The 17,366-nt window shown below is 65.6% G+C and carries 24 protein-coding genes; 2 read left to right on the plus strand and 22 right to left on the minus strand.

The features are described 5' to 3' along the window. Nucleotides 1-315: 315 nt before the first annotated feature. Genes ACWESM_RS35055 through ACWESM_RS35135 form a run of 17 tightly spaced genes read right to left on the minus strand, consistent with a single transcriptional unit; the run spans nt 316 to nt 10,897 of the window. Entirely contained in the window at nt 316-498 is a 183-nt protein-coding gene (locus ACWESM_RS35055; protein WP_452495437.1) for a hypothetical protein, read from the minus strand. Next, nucleotides 498-1,415, minus strand: coding sequence for a DUF2637 domain-containing protein (locus ACWESM_RS35060; protein ID WP_452495439.1), 918 nt, complete (start codon nt 1,413-1,415; stop codon nt 498-500). Before ACWESM_RS35060 ends, ACWESM_RS35055 begins: the two co-directional genes overlap by 1 nt. Nucleotides 1,416-1,418: 3 nt before the next feature. After that, on the minus strand, nt 1,419-1,826 hold the full coding sequence (locus ACWESM_RS35065) for a hypothetical protein (protein WP_452495440.1): 408 nt from the start codon (nt 1,824-1,826) through the stop codon (nt 1,419-1,421). Nucleotides 1,827-1,855: 29 nt separating this feature from the next. Next, complete coding sequence (locus ACWESM_RS35070; protein ID WP_452495442.1) at nt 1,856-2,893, minus strand: toprim domain-containing protein; 1,038 nt, start codon at nt 2,891-2,893, stop codon at nt 1,856-1,858. A gap of 2 nt (nt 2,894-2,895) precedes the next feature. Next, nucleotides 2,896-3,231, minus strand: coding sequence for a hypothetical protein (locus ACWESM_RS35075; RefSeq protein ID WP_452495444.1), 336 nt, complete (start codon nt 3,229-3,231; stop codon nt 2,896-2,898). Between the two features lie 3 nt (nt 3,232-3,234). Next, nucleotides 3,235-3,654 carry a hypothetical protein gene (locus tag ACWESM_RS35080; RefSeq protein ID WP_452495445.1) on the minus strand — a complete coding sequence of 140 codons (420 nt, stop codon included), beginning with the start codon at nt 3,652-3,654 and terminating at the stop codon, nt 3,235-3,237. A gap of 1 nt (nt 3,655) precedes the next feature. Continuing rightward, nucleotides 3,656-5,158 (minus strand): hypothetical protein, encoded by a 1,503-nt coding sequence (locus ACWESM_RS35085; protein WP_452495447.1) that lies wholly within the window; start codon nt 5,156-5,158, stop codon nt 3,656-3,658. A gap of 38 nt (nt 5,159-5,196) precedes the next feature. After that, entirely contained in the window at nt 5,197-5,562 is a 366-nt protein-coding gene (locus ACWESM_RS35090) for a hypothetical protein (protein ID WP_452495449.1), read from the minus strand. A 23-nt stretch (nt 5,563-5,585) separates the two neighbouring features. After that, nucleotides 5,586-6,203, minus strand: a complete 618-nt coding sequence (locus ACWESM_RS35095) for a hypothetical protein (RefSeq protein ID WP_452495451.1) — start codon at nt 6,201-6,203, stop codon at nt 5,586-5,588. A gap of 39 nt (nt 6,204-6,242) precedes the next feature. After that, entirely contained in the window at nt 6,243-8,240 is a 1,998-nt protein-coding gene (locus ACWESM_RS35100) for a hypothetical protein (protein ID WP_452495453.1), read from the minus strand. Then, nucleotides 8,237-9,298 carry a hypothetical protein gene (locus ACWESM_RS35105; protein WP_452495455.1) on the minus strand — a complete coding sequence of 354 codons (1,062 nt, stop codon included), beginning with the start codon at nt 9,296-9,298 and terminating at the stop codon, nt 8,237-8,239. The genes ACWESM_RS35100 and ACWESM_RS35105 overlap by 4 nt, the downstream gene beginning before the upstream one ends. Further along, nucleotides 9,295-9,705 carry an RRQRL motif-containing zinc-binding protein gene (locus ACWESM_RS35110; protein ID WP_452495457.1) on the minus strand — a complete coding sequence of 137 codons (411 nt, stop codon included), beginning with the start codon at nt 9,703-9,705 and terminating at the stop codon, nt 9,295-9,297. The genes ACWESM_RS35105 and ACWESM_RS35110 overlap by 4 nt, the downstream gene beginning before the upstream one ends. After that, nucleotides 9,702-10,034, minus strand: coding sequence for a hypothetical protein (locus tag ACWESM_RS35115; RefSeq protein ID WP_379255244.1), 333 nt, complete (start codon nt 10,032-10,034; stop codon nt 9,702-9,704). Before ACWESM_RS35115 ends, ACWESM_RS35110 begins: the two co-directional genes overlap by 4 nt. Next, nucleotides 10,031-10,372 (minus strand): hypothetical protein, encoded by a 342-nt coding sequence (locus tag ACWESM_RS35120; protein WP_379255246.1) that lies wholly within the window; start codon nt 10,370-10,372, stop codon nt 10,031-10,033. Before ACWESM_RS35120 ends, ACWESM_RS35115 begins: the two co-directional genes overlap by 4 nt. Next, complete coding sequence (locus ACWESM_RS35125) at nt 10,369-10,515, minus strand: hypothetical protein (protein WP_280297074.1); 147 nt, start codon at nt 10,513-10,515, stop codon at nt 10,369-10,371. Before ACWESM_RS35125 ends, ACWESM_RS35120 begins: the two co-directional genes overlap by 4 nt. Beyond that, nucleotides 10,512-10,670, minus strand: coding sequence for a hypothetical protein (locus ACWESM_RS35130; RefSeq protein WP_452495461.1), 159 nt, complete (start codon nt 10,668-10,670; stop codon nt 10,512-10,514). Before ACWESM_RS35130 ends, ACWESM_RS35125 begins: the two co-directional genes overlap by 4 nt. Continuing rightward, nucleotides 10,667-10,897, minus strand: a complete 231-nt coding sequence (locus ACWESM_RS35135; RefSeq protein ID WP_063025242.1) for a helix-turn-helix domain-containing protein — start codon at nt 10,895-10,897, stop codon at nt 10,667-10,669. The genes ACWESM_RS35130 and ACWESM_RS35135 overlap by 4 nt, the downstream gene beginning before the upstream one ends. A 159-nt stretch (nt 10,898-11,056) precedes the next feature. On the opposite strand from ACWESM_RS35135, the gene ACWESM_RS35140 reads away from it, so the two are divergent. Next, on the plus strand, nt 11,057-11,812 hold the full coding sequence (locus ACWESM_RS35140; protein ID WP_379255251.1) for an XRE family transcriptional regulator: 756 nt from the start codon (nt 11,057-11,059) through the stop codon (nt 11,810-11,812). Further along, nucleotides 11,809-12,279 carry an NUDIX hydrolase gene (locus ACWESM_RS35145; RefSeq protein WP_452495463.1) on the plus strand — a complete coding sequence of 157 codons (471 nt, stop codon included), beginning with the start codon at nt 11,809-11,811 and terminating at the stop codon, nt 12,277-12,279. The genes ACWESM_RS35140 and ACWESM_RS35145 overlap by 4 nt, the downstream gene beginning before the upstream one ends. Here the strand turns inward: ACWESM_RS35145 and ACWESM_RS35150 are convergent. The 5 genes from ACWESM_RS35150 to ACWESM_RS35170 all read right to left on the minus strand — a co-directional run bounded on the left by ACWESM_RS35150 (nt 12,272) and on the right by ACWESM_RS35170 (nt 17,328). Continuing rightward, the gene (locus ACWESM_RS35150; protein ID WP_452495465.1) at nt 12,272-13,261 is read right to left on the minus strand and encodes an HD domain-containing protein; all 990 of its coding nucleotides are present in this window, start codon (nt 13,259-13,261) and stop codon (nt 12,272-12,274) included. The two genes, ACWESM_RS35145 and ACWESM_RS35150, sit on opposite strands and share 8 nt — an antisense overlap. Continuing rightward, entirely contained in the window at nt 13,176-14,102 is a 927-nt protein-coding gene (locus ACWESM_RS35155) for a hypothetical protein (RefSeq protein ID WP_452495467.1), read from the minus strand. The genes ACWESM_RS35150 and ACWESM_RS35155 overlap by 86 nt, the downstream gene beginning before the upstream one ends. Before the next feature lie 176 nt (nt 14,103-14,278). After that, entirely contained in the window at nt 14,279-15,067 is a 789-nt protein-coding gene (locus ACWESM_RS35160; RefSeq protein WP_452495469.1) for a hypothetical protein, read from the minus strand. A 617-nt stretch (nt 15,068-15,684) separates the two neighbouring features. After that, the gene (locus tag ACWESM_RS35165) at nt 15,685-16,899 is read right to left on the minus strand and encodes an HNH endonuclease (RefSeq protein WP_452495471.1); all 1,215 of its coding nucleotides are present in this window, start codon (nt 16,897-16,899) and stop codon (nt 15,685-15,687) included. A 66-nt stretch (nt 16,900-16,965) separates the two neighbouring features. Then, a complete protein-coding gene (locus ACWESM_RS35170) occupies nt 16,966-17,328 on the minus strand; it encodes a nucleotide pyrophosphohydrolase (protein ID WP_452495473.1) in 363 nt (120 codons plus the stop codon). Nucleotides 17,329-17,366: the final 38 nt, after the last annotated feature.

Below are 17,366 nucleotides of genomic sequence, written 5' to 3' on the forward strand. Positions count from 1 at the left end.
TCACCCATCACCTGGTGCAGGCGACCTTGGACATGGCCCGCGGCCTGGGGTTGGCCGACGTCCTCACCGACGACTCGGCCCGCCGCAAGCGCATACGACGCCAAACACCCCAGCTCAGCGCATGTTTTGACGTTCTCTGATCCGACTTTGATCGGACGCGGAGTCGTATCAAAATCGGATCAGGTCCGGATCAGGTCCGGATCAGGTCCGAATCAGATCCGGATCGGTTTCCCGCCCTGAGACCACGAGTAGGCCCCGCTGGCGACGCCAGCGGGGCCTACTCGTATGCGGTTGTCAGTGCTGCTTCTCGGCCGGTTACGTGCGGCCGTTGCTGATGCTGATGGCGATTTCGCCGTAGGCGCGGACGCCGAATCCGCTGCGGTTGGGGTAGGTACGTTCACCGAGCCGGAAGTCGAATCCTGCGGCGATGAGCATCGCGGTCACTGCGGCGACGGCATCGGCGTCGCCGGACAGTCGGAGGTTGACCACGCTGGTCACTAGTGGGCTCCTTCCTGGATGTGTTCCTGGGCCGCAGTGAGAGTGCGGGTCACCGAGGACGAGCTGAGGCTGACGTGCTCGGCGATGCGCGCGTGCGACCAGTTCTGTTCGTGACGTAGGCGCAGGATCTCGGTCACCTTCTCCGGGTCACGCCGCCCGGACGGGTCAGCGCTGCACAGCACTTCGGCGACCCGCGCCCACCGGTCGACCTCCGCACCGGGCACCGCTGCGTGCTGCGTAGGGGCTTCGATCGCGGACTGGTCGGCGGTGCGCAGCTCCGGGGACGGCTGATGCGCGGTGAGTTCGGTCGATGTCGACCGGGTCTCGGTGTGAACCTCACGCACCGACACGGTGCGTACCGGCTCGGCCCGCTGCGCTGGTTCCGGCTCGGTGCGCACCGCCGGTTCGGCGCTGGTGTGGTCGGTGCGTGCGAGCACCAGCAGGGCGACGGTGGCCTGTCCGATGGCGCCGTCGATGATGAGGGGGAACAGCCATGCCAGGTGTCCGCTCATCCCGACCTGAATCGACAGCTCGCGCAGGGCGTCGAACGACAGCCGGAACGCGCCGACCGCGATGGCGGCGGTAAGTGCGACAACAGCCCAGTACGCGAGGTGTGCCTTGTTCTGGGCGCGCACGAGCAGCCCGACGCCGTGGGTTGCTGCCAGCAACGCGATCGGCGGGAAACTGGCGACGAACGCCGCGACCGGCTGCTTGCCGTCCGGTGCGTTCATCCATGCGTGAACGAGGTTGCCCGCGATCGACATCGCCGCGACCAACAGCAATTCACCCCAGAAGAACCGGATCGCCGACACCTGCTCGCGGGTCCGTGCACCGGCCTGTGCACTGTCTGGTGCGCTGCGGTGCGCAGCAGGATCGCTGCTGCGCACCACGTCCGCACCGGAGTCGAGTCCGGTCACGGCTCACGCACCCTTGCTCGCGGCGGCCGGGGTGTAGACAGCGGTGAACAGCCGCGCCCGCGAGTACTCCGGGTCGGGTCCGGTGTAGGTGACCGACAGGGTCGCACCGATCTCGAAGTCCTCACTGCCAGCGTTCTCCAGCGCCAGCCCGATGGCCTGCTCCATGCGCCACGACACATACAGGTTGCGCGGTCCGGCGCCGGTGTCGAGCGTGACGACGGTCTGCATCACCGGCTGGCCGTCCTCGTCGAGTTCGACCTCACCAGGCGCCCCGCCGAACTTCAGCTTGGGTTCCTCGACGGCGGCGACGATGCGGCCGTAGACGGTGGTGCCAGGCTTGCTGGTCTTGGTGAACGCCGACGCGGGGCGCGCGGCACGGCGGAAACGCTGTCCGAAAGTGTTGCTGCTCATGATGGATGGGGTCCTTCCTGTTGTGGTGTTCAGCGGCTGCGGGTCCGGTCGGGCCGGCCGCGGCTGCTCGATGTGGGGTGCAGGTCGTGGACGCTGCGCGGGGATCGGGGCCGGTCGAGGTAGCAGACCGGTTCCAGTTCGTCGAGGTCGTGCCCGGCGTCGAGGTGGTCACAGAGGTCCTTGCCGTCGCGGGCCTGCAACACCCGGACCTCGCCGACGCGGTCGGCGAGGGATTCGGCGACCTGGGCGGCGTGGCGGTAGCCGGGCCGGTCACGATCGGCGACCACAATCACCCGGCCAGCGCCACGCAGCCAGCGCGCGTGGTCGTCGGTCCACTTCCCCGCGCCCATCGCGTTGCACGTCGCGAGCTGCCCGGCCTGGCGGGCTCGCTGCACGTCCTTCTCGCCCTCGCACACGTACAACTCACGCCCGGCGTCGAGCGCTTCGCGCACGTCGCCCAGCTGCCACGGCAGCGGAGCGAAACCGGTATTGACCCACTCCGTTCCGGTCCAGCGCCGCTGGTAGAAGCTCTTGGCGTGCCCGTGCTCGTGCGGGGTATGCAGCCGCACCACCGCGCCCTCGACACGGCCGCCCGGCCACCGATAGACGTAGGTGTCCACCGGCTCCGGCTCCCCGATCTGAGCACCCAGATCCCGCTTGGCGGGCAGCGGAAACCGAGCCGCGAGAATGGCTTTCTCGACCGGCGAGGCGACGCTGACCGGGCGGGCGGGCCGCCCGCCGCCCGCGTGCGGCCGACGAGCAGAACCCTGCTGGTTGGTGCGCTCGGGCAGCCGGTCCCACAGGTCACGCACCCGCAACCCGATGCGGTCGAGCACGTCCTGGTCGTCGCAGCGGGCCCAGCAGCGCACCATCGTCTTGCCCTGCCGCGGGTCATACCGCACACCCAGGCTGGGGTTGTGGTGGTGGCCGTCGCCCTCATGGACCGGGCACAGGTAGTTCGTCCACTGCTGCGGCTCCCGCGGCCACCTGGCCGGACCTACCCGGCGAATCAACGCCGCGGTAACGACCTCGTAGGAACGGCCCTGCTGCGGGGCGGATTCGGGCATCGTCACCGCCCCCGCTCGATCTCGGGCCGCTGAGCGGCGGTGAGGATGCGGGCCTGCTCGATACTGCGCCGCTGCACCCCGTTCAACGCATCTGCGCCCGGCAACGACAACATCCGCCGCACGGCACTGGGCGAGCGCGACCACAAGTCGTGGACGTCCTTCAGGTACTTCCACTCCCCCGGATGCGGCCCATTGCGCCACCCGTGGTCGATAGCTTCTTGCTGGGCGTAGAGGCTGTGGATCTCCGACTCGCTGGCGCCGGGCCGGTCCCGCAACCGCGACAACCGGTCGACCTCGGCGAACGCTTCGCGCATCGCTTCCTCGTGCTCGATGTGCATGACTCACCGCCCCCGCTGCACACCGCGCCCACGCACGGGCTGCGGCTGCTGCTGTTCGATGTCGGGGTTGGTGTGGCGGTGGAAGGCGTCGCGGACGGTTTGGCTGTCGCGGATCGCCAGATGCAACGAGTGCTGCAAGCTGCGGTATTGCAGCTCTGTCGCTCCAGCACCGTCGTTGTAGACGATGTTGTCCACCAGCCGGAACATCGGCTCCGGCGAGCGCCGCCAATCCTCGTAGGCGTCCTCGAGGTAGCCCCAGTGCTCAGCGTGCGGGCCGTCGACCCACCGCTGACCGATCTCGCGCCGCTGAGCGATGATGCGGTCGCGGTCGGCCTCGGTCGCGGTCGGCTGCTGCATATCTTCGCCGAGCTGGGTGTAGCGGGCGAACTCGATACGCATCGCTTCCTCGTGCTCGCGTTCCATATCAACGGCTCCTCTCGACACCGTTGCGGCCGTCGCCGTTCCGCTCCGGACGCGGCCACGACTCGGTGTCCGGACCGGCCTGCTCACGACCGGTCCCGGTGAGGTCGCGCAAATAGCTGGCACGCTTGCCCACCGGACCGGTGTCGCCGGACTGCCGCCCCGCCTCCGCGGTCGGCTCCGGCGCCGCACCGTTGCCGTTGCCGTGCTGGCGGTTGCCGTAGCGTTCGCGCTCGGGCGTGGACTGCACGAGCTTGCGCACCGCTTCGTCGCGTTCCTGCTTGAGCTGGTCACGCTCGGCGGTCAACTGCTCGACACCTGGCCGGTCCCGCACTTCGCCGATCTCGGCCGCGAGGCGCAGGTTGCGGTTCTTCAGCGCCTCGATGTGCCCTTCGGCGGTGTCGAGTTTGCGGCGGATCTCGTCGCGGTCGGCGGTGACCGAATCCAGGCCGCGTTGCAGCATCCCCACCCGGCTTTCGAGCCGGTCCCGGTCGGCGGCCATGTCGTTCAACTGGCGCTCCACCTGCTCCAGCCGGTCAACACCGGCGGTGTCGGGTGGGCGTTCGCGGTCGGCGTTCCCACGCTGCCGCGGGGCCTGCTCGCGGTGAACCTGCCCGGACAATGTTCGCTCCCGCAACACCGACTCGCGGTCGGCGAGCTGGTCGGCGACGGTCTCGGGGCGGCCATAGTCGACGTATTGCTTCGCGGCGTTGCTGGTGTCGCGGGTCTCGACCGCCAGGGTGGTGCCGTCCGACCACGACGTGCCGCTGATGTTGCGCTGCAACCAGCTGGTGGCGCTGTGCTCGGTGGCGAACGAGCGGGATTCGGTCAGCTTCCCGCCGTCCGGGTCGGTCCACGTCATTTCCGCGGTGTAGCGGTGGCGGTGGGCTTGGGCGGCGTCGATACGCGCCAGCAGCGACTCCTCTGCGTTGGCGCGGTGCGCGGCGTCCAGGCTTTGCTGCCAGCCCTGCTCACGCTCCGCCTCGGCCCGCTGGCGGGCGTTGACCGTCTCACGAGCGACGTGGGCGCGGTAGCGCAGCGCGTCGATACCGCGGACCTTGTGCGCTTGGGCGAAGAGGTTGCCGACCTTGAAATGCGGGAAGATCGTCGCCGAGTCCAACCCGTCGAGGGCTATGCCCTGCTCGGTGCGGGTCAGGTGCTCGTTGCCGATGAAGCCGCGGGCCAGGCGGTTGCGGTGCTCGGCCAGCGCGTGAGCGTCGCGGGCGCGCCGGTCATGGTCCACGCTGGGGTCGTTCGCGCGGGTGGCGACCGCTTGGACGTGTACGCGGTAGCGGTCGATAGCCTGGCTGGTCCAGGTCAGCTGGTGCTTGCGCATCACCTCGGCCTCGCGGCGCTGTTCGCGTAGCGTCCGGCTGATCTCCTTGCGAATCTTGCGGCGCTCCAAGAAGTTGCGGGCCTGGGCGTGCAGGCGGGTCAGTTCCGGCAGTGATCGCGCGAACTTGCGGGCCTCGGCGATCATCTCGTCCTCAGTGCTACGGTCGGTCATTGCGTTGAATTCCTGTCTCTGGTGCGTGTTTTCGGTGTTCATCGGGTGCGCTCGACGCGGTTGCGTCGGCGGTCGAGTTCGTCGGCGGCGGCGTCGGTGAGCTTGAGGCGGGTCGCGTACCGGCTGCGGGCGCGGGTCAGCAAGAGGTCGGCGGCGTCCAACTTCTCGTCGGCCATCGCCAGCGCGGTTTCCGCGCCGAGCGCGGCGTCGGCGGGGTCGAGCGGGTCGCCGAGGTTGTCGACGGCCAACGCGTCGGGGTGGCGGCGCAGGGCGGCGTACTCGCGGCGGATCTCGCTGATCTCGCGGCGCAGCTGGAACAGCTGGTCGTCGACGTTGTGCAGGCGCTCGTACAGATCAACCGGCGCGGTGCGGATGGGGTCGTCGGGGGTTCGGTTGGTGCTCAACGGTTTTCCTTTCTTATGGTTGGTTACTGGGCCGGGGTGGTGCGGTTGGTCTCGTGCTGGGTGCGGGCACGGTCGAGGCGTTCGACCAGGGCTCGCAGCAGCCCGACGATGGCGGTCGCGACGGCGGCGACGGCGTGGCTGATACCTGCGGTGACGGTGCCGATGGCCTGCGGCAGGGGCGGGCGGTAGGCGGCGTTCCACCACAGGTAGGCCACCCACGCGCCGCCGTAGACGGCCAGCGGACCGACCACCAGCGGCCCCTCACCCCATCCGGCGGTCACGGCTGCGCCAACCACAACGGCGGAAGCTGCCGCGGTGCGCCGCGCGGTCTGCGCCCGTGACCGCGCCGGGACCGGCGCCACTACGGGGGTGGCCTGCTCGGTGGGTTCATCGTCGAGGTCGGGCACGACGGTCAGCGCGGCCCGGCGCACCGGCTTGGTGTCGGCGGTGGGTCGTTCGGTCTGTGCGGGTGCGGTGGTCGGGGTGGTGTCGAGGTCGGCGATACCGGCCAGCCAGTCCTCGACTTCGTCGGCGAACAGCTCGCCCGCAATCGCGGGATCGGTCGGTGTCGCGGCGGGGTCGGGCCGCCGCTGGCCCTCGTTGTCGTCGTTGTCGTCGTCGTGGGGTCGGATGATGCGCATGGGTTTGCCTTTCAATGGGTTTCGGATAAATCGGGGGATTCAGGCGATCGCGTCGGCGGTGACGGTCTCGGCCTGGGGATCGGCGCTGGTGGTGCCGGGCAGGGGGCGCACGGTGGCGGGGTCGACGGGCACGACGTGCCCGAACTGGACGCGTCCGGCCTTGGCGTAGACGAACTGGCCGGTGTCGAACTGGCGGACGCGGTCGGGGTCGACCAGCCACTTCTCACCGACCGACACCTGACCTTCGTCGCCGGTGCGCTGACCCTTGATCAGGTGCCGCGACGGCAGCATGTGCCGGACCGACCCGAAGTGCTTGCACAGCTCTCCGGCGTTCTCGACGTAGCCGAGCAGCACCCCACCCGCACAGGACTTCAAGATCCGGTCGAGCGCCCACTGATCCCCGGCGACACCCTCGGGACTCTGGGCGGCGAACAGCACGCTCACGCCCTGGGAGCGGCCCCGCTCGCACACCTCTTCCAGCCCGATCGAGCCCTGACCGGTGGTGAGCGCGCTCAGCTCGTCGATGATCAAGGTGACGCTGCGACGCTGGTCCTTGGCGGTGCGGGCCGCGCGCTGCATCAGCATCCGCAGGATGGCGGCGACCTGGGCGCGGGCGGCGTCCTTGTCCAGGCCGGGCACGGTCACATACAGCACGTCGAGGTCGTCTAGGTCGACGCCGCCGTCGAACACCATCCGCCCGTCCTCACCCTGGAGGCTGTCGAACAGGTTGGATGCCTTGATCAGCATGTCGGCGAGCTGGTCGACCTTCTCCGACTGGAGGGCTTCGACCATCCGCTTCACATCCGGGGCGTTGCCCCACAGATCCAGCAACGTCTCGGGATTCAAGCGCTGCAAGAACTCCCGGCTCGACCGAGGCGGCCCGGCCGGGGCATCGACCACGAGGGAGACGATGCGGCGGCGCAGCTCGTCGAAATGCTGGCCCTCCGACGTCGACGCCTGTCCGGCGTTGAGCATGTCGCCGAGCACCGCGCGCTGGTCGCGGGCACGCATCGCCCACACATCCAGGCGAGCGTCGTGGGGAACCTCGGCGATACGGTCGGCGGCGATCCCGCGGCGCTGGGCGATCTCACGCAACTCGTGGCCGAGAACCTTGTCGTCGTTGCCGCCCTTGCAGGACACGACCACCAGCAGCGGGCGCGGGTGCTTGCCCCGCATGCCCGGCACGTCCTTCCACCGCTGCCAGGCGTTCCACTCGTATTCGAGCATCCCGACCGCATACCGCTTGATCAGCTCCGTCTTACCCGAACCAGTCGTGCCGAACGCGGCCATCTGGCGACGCGCTTCCTTGTGGGGCACCACCATCCACGCCTGATGCCGCGCGGTCAGCTCCGACCACAAACCCAAAGGGTTCGCCGAACGCCGGTCCGCCAGCGGCCCCAGCACAATCCCGTCCGTTGTCGTGAACGGAGCACCCACCGACCGCGCCGCCCGAGCGGCCCCCGCGAACTGCCGCGCGGCCAGCGCCGCCTGCACCCGCTCAGTACGGCCCAGGTTCTTCAACCCGACCGTGTTGGTCTTGTGCACGAACGACGCCCACCAGTACGTCGCCGCCAACGCGGCCACCGGGGCACCGAGCACAACCATCGTGCGCAGCCCACCCAGGTCACCCTCGGCGCCCCGCGCCGCACCCGACCACAACAGGGAAGCAGGCGTCATCCACGATCCACCGGCCATCGCCGACGCCGCGGGCAGCAGCAGCGACCCGATCGCGAAGTTGCGCAACCGGTGCGGCGCCAACGGCCACCGCGCCGCGACCGCGACGATCATGACCAGCATCGCGACGATCACGACACCGCACACCGTCGCTGTCGAAGCCGCGTCACCGACCGCGGAGAAGTCCAGCGTCGGCAGATCCCAGCCTTCGACGTGGCGGATCGGCGGGGCTTCCGGCACCAGTGGGCCGCTATCGGCGCTCGGCTGCACTGGCGGCATGTCCGGCTGGCCAGTGGTGGGGACTTGCGGGCTGCCGTTGGGGTGGCAGTCCTGGGGAGTGATGATCGGCTGGCAGTTGCTCATGACGCTTCCTGAGTGAGAAGAAGGTTCGGGCGCCGGGTCTTGCGGGCGGCGCGGCCCTGGTTTCGGCGGGTGAGGAACTGGCTCCACTCCTCGTCGAAGTCGCCGATCGCGAACAGCAGCTCGACGGCGGCGAGTTCGCGGGGAAGCCGCTGGTAGGCCGCATTCACGGTGTTGATGACGCGCTGGGAACGGCACAGGTAGAGCAGGCCCATCACCGCCTCGTCCTCGCTGTCGCGAGCGGCGCGGATCGCGCCCGCGAGCGCGGTGTCCATGTGGACGCGATCTTTGGCGCTCAGTTCGATCTCCAGCGCCCACCAGCCGTGCTGACCGCCGACCTCGCCGAGGAACCGCCCGTCATGCACGTGCGGGCGTCCCTTGCGCGGGGTCCGGCTGTCGCTGAACACCACGTGCCCGGACTTCGACTCGGCGGCAGCGACTTCGGCGCGGCGGCGCAGCACGCGCTCGGACACCCACAGTTGCGGGTCGGAACCGACCAGCATCACCCGTGCCTGAGCGACGGCGCGGTAGTGGTTGGCATACATCAGCGGCGGCTTCCAGTCCTTGGGCCGCCATCCCAGATACCGCTCGGCCACCTCGCGCCTCGGGTACACCCACGCCCGGCCGCGCTGCACCGACAGCAGCGGATGCACCATCCGCCGCTTCAACAGAGCGTCGGCGAGGTCGTAGGCGCTGCTGAGGCTGCTGAAGCTCATGAACTCGGCCAGCACATCGACCTGCATCCCGTGCATGTCGATCAGCGCGGCCAGCGCAGCATCCTGCTGAGCCGACAGACCCTTACTGCCCTGCACAGCTAGCACCCGGCCCAACGATCCGTAGGGGATGCCGATCTCGTCGGCGATCTCTTGCTTCGTCAGCCCCTGCGCACGCAGCCGCGTAGCCTCACCCAGGCACGACTCGATCTGAGGCAGCGAAATACCCAGCTGCTCGCCGATCCGCCGGTAGGACATGCCCTGATCACGCAGCCCCCCGACGATCTGGGCACGGTGGCGCCGCTCCAACGCGGTGTAGCGGTCGCCCCCCTTCCTCTTGTGGTTCATCGGGTTCGCTCCCTTCCCTGCCGCGAGCTGCGGCTGTGACCAGCCGCGCGGCGGCGCTCGGCGATGTCGGTGCGGGCCTGCGCGATGAACTCGCGCATCTCCGTCGCATCCACCCCTCGCCGCTCCGCGGCCATCGCCGAGCACGTCCACCGCGCCAGCTGCAATGCCTCCAGCTGCGCCTCGCTCGAAACTCGCTTCGGCACCGCTGATTCCGCGTCGTACAGGTGCGCCTTCAGCGGCCCCCGCGAACCACCCCGCGCCCGCAGCACCTGCGCCTCGTACTCACCACCAGGGCTCATGCCCTCACGCGCGAGCTGGCGCCGTGTCCGCAGATGCTGCGGCGCCAAACCCCACGGCCACGTCGGGATACCGAACCGCTTGCCATCCGGATCGTGAAAACGGCTCATCGCGAACGCTCGATCCCACGCGAACGCTCCCCCCGCAAACGGTCCCGCTCAGCCGCGACCTGGGCGCGGATCTTCACCGCCAACGCCGGACCATGGCGGTAGTCGAGCAACCGGTCCCACACCACAGTTCGCTCGGCGTGAACCTGCGCCTGATGCTCACCGACGTGCCGCGCCCTCGACATCTCGAAGTCGTTGTCGCGGTATCCCTTCGCCTCCGACACGTCGCCAGCGGTGAACACCATGTCGGCCAACACACCGTGGACGAGATCCAAGCGGGCCTTCTCGGCCTCCAGCTCCGCCTGCTCCCGGCGGTGATCCTGCGCGCTCACCGCGCCACCCCCTCAGGCAGCTGCGACCGCGGCACACACGACCCCGCCGGTTCAGGCGGAACCCCGGCATCCACCGGACGGCAGATGTTCGGCGACGGCACGTAGTCCTGCTGATCGATCCACGCAGCGGTGCAGCCACCCATGCCGATGAGCAGCAGCACACCGAACGCGGCCAGCCGCACCATCGGCGGCAACAACCCCAGCGGGGCGAACACCGCGCTCGTGCCGGTGAACTCCGGCCCGGCCATCGAATGCAACGGGTTGTGTCCGCCACGGCGGTCGAAATGCGTGACCGTGTACCCCTGAATAGGTGGGTCCTGCCTCCACTGAGTGCTCATCGCCGCACCCCCCACCGACGCTGCGCCCGCCAGAACCAGACCGCACCGGACACCATCAGGACGAAGCCCACAACCCCCGGCGCCGTCAGCACCGTGTAGCCCACTGCCACCGCAGCGAGGGCCAAGCCGAAGGAGCGCATCACGCTGCCCTCCGATCGGTACTGCGGCCCAAGACGGCCGCGAGACGCGCACGCGCATCGGACGAGATAGGCGGCGCCGTGGCGACAATCTCGGCGACGTACTCCGCCAAGCGCTCGGCCTCGTTCTGCTGCTGGTCCGCAGCCTTCGCGGTGCTCATGCCACGTCCTCAGGTACGGGCGCGAGCACCGGCTGAACCAGCGCCAGCAGTTCGGCGTGGTTGACCCGCAGCAAGTGGCCGTTGATCCGGAAGCCACGGAGGTGTCCTGCGGCGATCCAATTGCGGATCGTCTTCGCATCGACGTCGACCAAGTTGGCCGCTGTCTTGAGGCTGATCAGTCGGCGGGCGTCGGACCCGCTGACATCACCGAACGTCTTGTGCGACATGGTCGATCACTCCTTCGAGAAGTAAGGGAAATGCGTTGCAATTCCTCACTTTTCGGGAAATCGACAGACGTAATCAGTAGCTGGCGACCTCAGGGGTGGACGTCGATAGAACGTCTCCTGTACAGTGAAGACGTCCCTAGTCGTCCCAAGGGGGTTGCGATGCCGAACGACAGGCTCCGAGAAGCACTGCTACGCAATGGCTTGGATTTCGCCGATGTCGCGGAAGCGACCGGCGTCGACGAGAAGACCGTCGAACGATGGATTACGAAGGGCCGCACACCCTATCCCCGCCACCGCCATAAGGTCGCGTCGATGGTGCGCGAAACGGAGAACTACCTATGGCCGGAAGCGCTGCCCGCGGAGCGCCGGATCGAGATGGCGCAGTCAGAACTGCTCCAGGTGTATCCGCACCGGAACTCGATCCCCCTCGACGTGTGGACACGCCTGCTCTCGCAAGCGACAGAACGAGTCGACGTACTCGTTCTGGCGGGCCTGTTCCTCGCGGAAGAACCATCCTTCGCTAGGACGATCAGGCAGAAGACCCGCGACGGTCTGAAAGTACGCATGCTGTTCGGTGATCCCGATGAGGACGAAGCGACCAAGCGAAGCGCCGAAGAACGGCTGGCCGCCGGAACCGTGCCAGCGAGAATCCGCAATGCCTTGGCCCTCATCGAACCGCTGTCGGAGATCGACGGTGTCGAAATCCGCTACCACCGGACCACGCTCTACAACTCGATTTTCCGGTTCGACGACGAGATGATCGTAAACATGCACGTGTACGGGCAGCCGGGCGCATACGCCCCGGCGATGCACCTGAAGCTGTTGCCAGCCGCCGACCTTTTCGAAACGTACACAACCAGTTTCGAACAGGTCTGGACCGAGAGTTACGAAGCCAACTTCGGGAGTCACGCATGAGCCGGACCGACTATTTTCATGATCCGACCGCCCCACCCGCGAACAGCATCAAGGTGGCAGTGAGCGCGCTGGTCCAGGACGACGAAGGGCGGATACTGCTCATTCGTCGCACCGACAACGGCAAGTACTCGATCCCCGGCGGTGGCCTCGAAGCGGGCGAAACAGTGGCACGAGCAGTCGTGCGGGAGGTATATGAGGAGACAGGTATTGACGTCAAGGTCACTGAGCTAATCGGTATATTCTCAGACCCTGATCATGTCATCGCCTACAATGACGGCGAGGTCCGCCAGGAGTTCTCCATTTGCTTCCGCGCTCAACCGATCAGCGGCACGCCAAGGCCGAGCGAGGAATCGACCGAGGTCGAATGGGTTGCCCCGGAGAAGCTTTACGAACGGGATATCCATCCGTCCATCCTGCTCAGAATCCGTACGGGCCTCGAAGGTACAGCAGTTCCGTACTTCACGTGAACGGTAGGCGAGCCTTCAGCCGACTTTCCGTCCGGTCGGCCGCCTCTATGAGATACGGCGCAGCCTCTGTAACCGACCGTGAGACGACGTGATCGTGGCCGTACCGTTCCTGCACTTCGGAAATCCGTTCACGAACCCCAGTCACCTCTCCGGTTGGCGTTGTGGTCATGTCCGCCCACCACAGCGCATCTCGCAATGCAGACTCTTCGTCAGGCCATCCGATGGACACTCCGCGGCGACGAGCTTCAACACACGCGCACGAGTGGTGCGCGACCAGACCGCACAATCGATCGCCGAACCCTCGTTCGCGTAGAAAGTCCGCGCCATCGACTGGGTGGAACCCGATTCGCTTCAAGTCCGGGGCGTAGCCGATGTCGTGGAGCCACGCTGCTGCTACTAGCAACGACGGATCATCCGCCACGACGGCGGCCCGCGCCGCCTGCCTCGCCACCCCTTCCACGTGCGCTAGTCGCTGCGGCAAAGGTGCAAGGTGCCTGCGGGCCAACTGCTCAGCCCATGCAACTGCCTCCGCACTGGTCATGCTACGACCGTAGCGGGCCTGCGCGAGCCGTAAGGAGGGAGCCCTTATCGAGTTGGAACAAGCGGAACAGACGAAGTGCCGCATCGTCGCCTGACCTACACCTAGACACGGGCTGAAGGACCGGCAGCTATGGGCCTTCAGCGTCAGCACTACTCCACCGCCCGACCACACTCGTCGCACACGCCCGGTATACACCTCGCGCAACACCCCGGGAGTCGTGGAGCAGGCCCATACGTTGTGGGCATCTGTTGAGTGAGCGGCCACGGGAATGCGCAGTAAGAAACCGTTGGATAAAACCCTGCTCCGGACAAATCGACATCTCGTAGTCGCTGAATCCAACCGATGATGCTGCAGCTCAGCTGAAATCAAAAAGTTCCATTCGGCCGTCTTCCGCAAACAATGGATACCGCGCAAAATGATTTTGAGTATAACCAATCGCATTGGTTCCGTATGAGTATGGCGTATAAATTCCCTGAAATTCCACCACCAAGGTATGCAGGTCCAAATCCAGGCACTCCGCGAGAGATACGTGATTGGGATCCGGAAAATTGTCCTTGAAAATCTGGTTATACTTGGGCTGAAAATATCTGATGAGACCAGCTTCCGCCAGCGCTACACCCTCTCTGCCATAAAATCTGGGATTGTTCACCCTCTCGTGAACCTTTCGCGCATGCGCTAGATCCTCGCCTCCCCTCACGACGCCATGATCGCTAGGGTGCGAGGTATAAAGAATCGCCACATCGGTGATTGCGCATAGAGACAACCAAACCTCCTTATCCGGCCTCCGTTCTGCGTATATTCGCTGCAAAGTCGAGTGGCTGCGCAAACGATCGAAGGCTTGACGTTCACCTGCCCGCCCAAATGCTTGCCCTACATATAGTACATTATGCTCACACCATTCGTCCGCTACCTCGCTTCCATGTGCGATAGTCTCGTGAGCATTGGCCGAGAGAATGGTAGAATTCGACGAAATATCAATGATTGAATAATCCTCATAGGGGTACTCCGAGTTCCATTGCAACTGGCTGCCATCAATATACTTAAAACGAAACTCACAGGATTCAAAAGAGTCTTCTACCTGCCTGCGTGCTTCGCCCGCAATTAGGCTCCCTTGCGCCATAACAGTTGAAGGCGGAATTAATACTCTAGGCGTTTCGGTTACCACATATAAATGGCATGATGGCTCTCTTGGGATATTCATGCGTTCCAAATCGCGCTGACGGCCTACGATTTGCGGCACAACAACAAGCGATACACCAATCTCGGTTTCGTACTTCCTCACGAACGATTCCAATCTGAGCGAAGCTGCGGTATACATCTGTCATTATTCTGCTGCGAGACTAAGGCTGTAAACTGCTGGCCGTTGTCAGCCAGTTGTCGCGGCCTCGTTGCTGCTCCCGATCGTTTAGGGGGATGACCTCTTCGCGATGCGCGATGATCGCCTCCTCGAAAAGATTTCTAACGCTGAAATCTCTCCAAGTTCACAACACCCGGCGATGGGCTGGGTGGCGAGTAGCAATCTTCACCCCGCGCAACTTGGCTGACGATGTTGATCGGTGCATGACCAGCCTCGGACCAACACAGTGCAGCCATCTTCCAGTTTTTATACCCGCGTCGCTGGTAGGTAAGTGCTCCTGGCCGAAAAACAACCTGCGCGGCTGGGCGCTCGAAGGCGATCAAGTACTCCAGCCCAGCAATCGTCACCCCGCCGCCAAGTATCTCGGGGCCAGCACTAACGAAGCGAACTTGCGTTGACAACATCCGCGTAGAGCCATCCACCGCAGCCGTCGGTACGTAGAATCCCCAGTGCTGCGGCCACTCATGCCCTCGCCACAAGATCTCCGCGAGCTGCGCAGACGTGACGCCAAGACGAAACCGGTACGCGGCTCCGCCCGAAACACGAACCGACTCGGTTGCGACTGCGCCCCACAGCACTTTCAACAACCACAGTTCGAGCATGTGGCCATTGATCATCGTGAATGCGCACGGGAACTCGCCTTCTGGTCCGTACGACATTAGACTGACTGCGTCCAGCCGCATCGCCTCGAAATAACGCCCCGCTACCTCGTCAAGTGGGCTCAAGGCGTGATTGTGTCGCGCGCAAAGCATCCATCCGGTGAGCGAGTTAATACCGACCGCCCGTGACTCGCCAGCAGGAATCCAGGTGGTTCCACCAACCTCGATCGTCCCGCTGGTGGCGCGAATCTGCTCGAGCACGTGGGCGCTGATGAAGTGCTCACGGGTCATCGACTCAGAACAATCGTTCGCTGCGCGGCCATAACACTTGGGGTTGGCGTACCCCGTGCGCTCACCCGTGATGAGCGGCGCGGGACGCAGTGCGACCCACGAGTGATCGGGCGCACGGTGACAGCTTCGCGCCTTCCGCCGAGAACCACATGGACAGTAGTCATCAGGCTCAGGCCCGAAGTACCACGGATTGCGGTTGATCGTTGTGTCCCGAGCTACCGTCTCGAAGGGTCGTAGCTGCGTGAAGCGCGTCATACATTGATTTTGAACCGCATCCCCGACAGATTTCGCGCACTTGGTCGCTCTAGGAAGGGGCAGCGAAGTTCCCACTCCGTATTCTCCGAGACCTACCGGCTAACGCGCTGGAATGCCGCATGGGCGGATCCCTGACCGTTCGGCTTCTCCGTTCGGCTGGGCCTGCGTTGGCTCGCCCGGCCCGGCGCCAACGATACGACATCAGCCGCCGCCGGACCCCAAAGTGAGCTCAGCAGAGTCTCTACCGGCAGCGATACCACCCGCTCGCAGTATCTGGGGCAACCTCACCGCGTCAGCCTAACCTGCGTGGATCCACTGGTTGCACGGGTGCGCGACACCTTCGCATCCCAACGCCGAACAACCTAACCCGCATCCAGCTCTACAGTTCCGGTCCAGGCCTCGTGGCGGTCTCTTGCCGCGGCAAGGAGCCGCTCGCGTAGTTGGTGGCGCGACCGCCCTCGCGTCTTGACCGCATGGCAGTCCGGGCACAGCGCAATCATTTGCACTGGATGATCCCGCCCGCCTGTAGCGATGTCGGAAACATGATCGACCTCGAGGACTGGGTGCCCTCGGTCGGTGTGATCTGGTGCCGGCTTGCCGCATGCGGGGTTCTCGCACAACCCTCCGCTGCGGAGGATGACAGCTCGCCGGGCAGCGGCCAGCCGGATCGGATCATGGGCGATTACTGGGCGACGCTTCCCGCGGGTGCTCGGCTCATGTACCTTGACCAGCTCGATCAAGTCCTGGTATTCACGCTTGGGGTCATCGTCGCCTGGGGCATCGTCAGACAGCGCGGGATCGTCGTGGGCGATCGAGTCACCGTCGAGGCCTACTGCATTCATCACGGCGGCGCAGTCGAACTCACCAAAGAACTTGTCGATGATTGCGGTGACGATCTGCATTCGAGCTAGACCAGACAAGCGCAGGAGTTCGTAGACCGACTCGGGAAGCCCTCCTGCGGGCTGCTGTTCCTCGAACCACCTGCGCAACGTCGCATCACCGTGAGCGGCAGGGATAGAACTCGAGGCATCGAGTGTCCAGAGGCCAGCACGACACAGCGCAGCAATCGGGTAGTCGGGGCGTCCTTCGGGACGCTCACCGGGTCTGTGGTGGGCGGTCAGCAGAGGCACGAGTTCAGCGTGGGTGTGCTTCCACGGCAGTACACGGTTCTCTCCCCGTTGCGCTCTACCGATCGCCCAAAACAGAACCACTGCCTGTTTCAGCATCGGGCCATCCGCCACGGTGGCGGGGCGAAGTTTGTCGATCACGCGGACCAGGTCGTGGACCGTCGATGTAGGAACGCGTTCGGCCACGTCGAATCCCAAACGCTGCAGGACGCCAGCCGCATGGCGCCAGCCGCCGGATAATTCTGTGGCCTTCAACGGTGGCTGCCCGCTGAGGTAGCCGTGAGCGGCACCCGCGAGGGCCTTCGAATCGTATGACCTGCCTTGGTGCACGACGAACAATCGCCGAGACTCGGCGAACCCGTACTTGGCAAGGAACTGCTCACGCCCGACCGCGTCGAACTCGTTGATCGCCGCGATGACCGTGTCCCGCGTCAAGTCCCTGAGCGCCACGTTGACACGATAGGCGACCACACTGACACGAGATAGGGCACCTGGGGAACCCATTGAGTCAGTTGCTCATCTGCCGCCGTCCAACTCCGAGTACTTCACGGCCCGGCCGCGGACGAGGTTGACCGGATATCTCTCAGCATTCTTCCGCAGCTTCGCCTCAACTGCAGCAACAAGATCGACGTCCAGCACGTCGGCGAGGCGCAGCAGGTATATGAACACGTCCGCAGCTTCCTCCTCGACACGCACTCGCAGGGCTGGGTCCGCAGTGATCGTCGCGCTCTCCTCGTCATTGAGCCACTGAAATAGTTCGGACAGCTCACCCACTTCCCCAGTTAGCGCCATTACAAGGTTCTTCGGTGTATGAAAACGTTGCCACTCTCGTTGCGCTGCGAACTGCGCGATCATGGTTTGGAGCCGCTCGATGGCCATCGACTCGTTGTAGCAGACACTCAGAGTCGCGCACGAAC

It is taken from the genome of Nocardia sp. NPDC003999, assembly GCF_053604885.1.

What these genes read in the sequence shown, in the direction of transcription:
- ACWESM_RS35065 (WP_452495440.1), bottom strand. Translation starts at nt 1,826, where the DNA reads ATGAGCAGCAACACTTTCGGACAGCGTTTCCGCCGTGCCGCGCGCCCC.
- ACWESM_RS35070 (WP_452495442.1), bottom strand. Translation starts at nt 2,893, where the DNA reads ATGCCCGAATCCGCCCCGCAGCAGGGCCGTTCCTACGAGGTCGTTACC.
- ACWESM_RS35075 (WP_452495444.1), bottom strand. Translation starts at nt 3,231, where the DNA reads ATGCACATCGAGCACGAGGAAGCGATGCGCGAAGCGTTCGCCGAGGTC.
- ACWESM_RS35080 (WP_452495445.1), bottom strand. Translation starts at nt 3,654, where the DNA reads ATGGAACGCGAGCACGAGGAAGCGATGCGTATCGAGTTCGCCCGCTAC.
- ACWESM_RS35085 (WP_452495447.1), bottom strand. Translation starts at nt 5,158, where the DNA reads ATGACCGACCGTAGCACTGAGGACGAGATGATCGCCGAGGCCCGCAAG.
- ACWESM_RS35095 (WP_452495451.1), bottom strand. Translation starts at nt 6,203, where the DNA reads ATGCGCATCATCCGACCCCACGACGACGACAACGACGACAACGAGGGC.
- ACWESM_RS35100 (WP_452495453.1), bottom strand. Translation starts at nt 8,240, where the DNA reads ATGAGCAACTGCCAGCCGATCATCACTCCCCAGGACTGCCACCCCAAC.
- ACWESM_RS35105 (WP_452495455.1), bottom strand. Translation starts at nt 9,298, where the DNA reads ATGAACCACAAGAGGAAGGGGGGCGACCGCTACACCGCGTTGGAGCGG.
- ACWESM_RS35110 (WP_452495457.1), bottom strand. Translation starts at nt 9,705, where the DNA reads ATGAGCCGTTTTCACGATCCGGATGGCAAGCGGTTCGGTATCCCGACG.
- ACWESM_RS35120 (WP_379255246.1), bottom strand. Translation starts at nt 10,372, where the DNA reads ATGAGCACTCAGTGGAGGCAGGACCCACCTATTCAGGGGTACACGGTC.
- ACWESM_RS35130 (WP_452495461.1), bottom strand. Translation starts at nt 10,670, where the DNA reads ATGAGCACCGCGAAGGCTGCGGACCAGCAGCAGAACGAGGCCGAGCGC.
- ACWESM_RS35135 (WP_063025242.1), bottom strand. Translation starts at nt 10,897, where the DNA reads ATGTCGCACAAGACGTTCGGTGATGTCAGCGGGTCCGACGCCCGCCGA.
- ACWESM_RS35140 (WP_379255251.1), top strand. Translation starts at nt 11,057, where the DNA reads ATGCCGAACGACAGGCTCCGAGAAGCACTGCTACGCAATGGCTTGGAT.
- ACWESM_RS35145 (WP_452495463.1), top strand. Translation starts at nt 11,809, where the DNA reads ATGAGCCGGACCGACTATTTTCATGATCCGACCGCCCCACCCGCGAAC.
- ACWESM_RS35150 (WP_452495465.1), bottom strand. Translation starts at nt 13,261, where the DNA reads ATGCGATTGGTTATACTCAAAATCATTTTGCGCGGTATCCATTGTTTG.
- ACWESM_RS35160 (WP_452495469.1), bottom strand. Translation starts at nt 15,067, where the DNA reads ATGACCCGTGAGCACTTCATCAGCGCCCACGTGCTCGAGCAGATTCGC.
- ACWESM_RS35170 (WP_452495473.1), bottom strand. Translation starts at nt 17,328, where the DNA reads ATGGCCATCGAGCGGCTCCAAACCATGATCGCGCAGTTCGCAGCGCAA.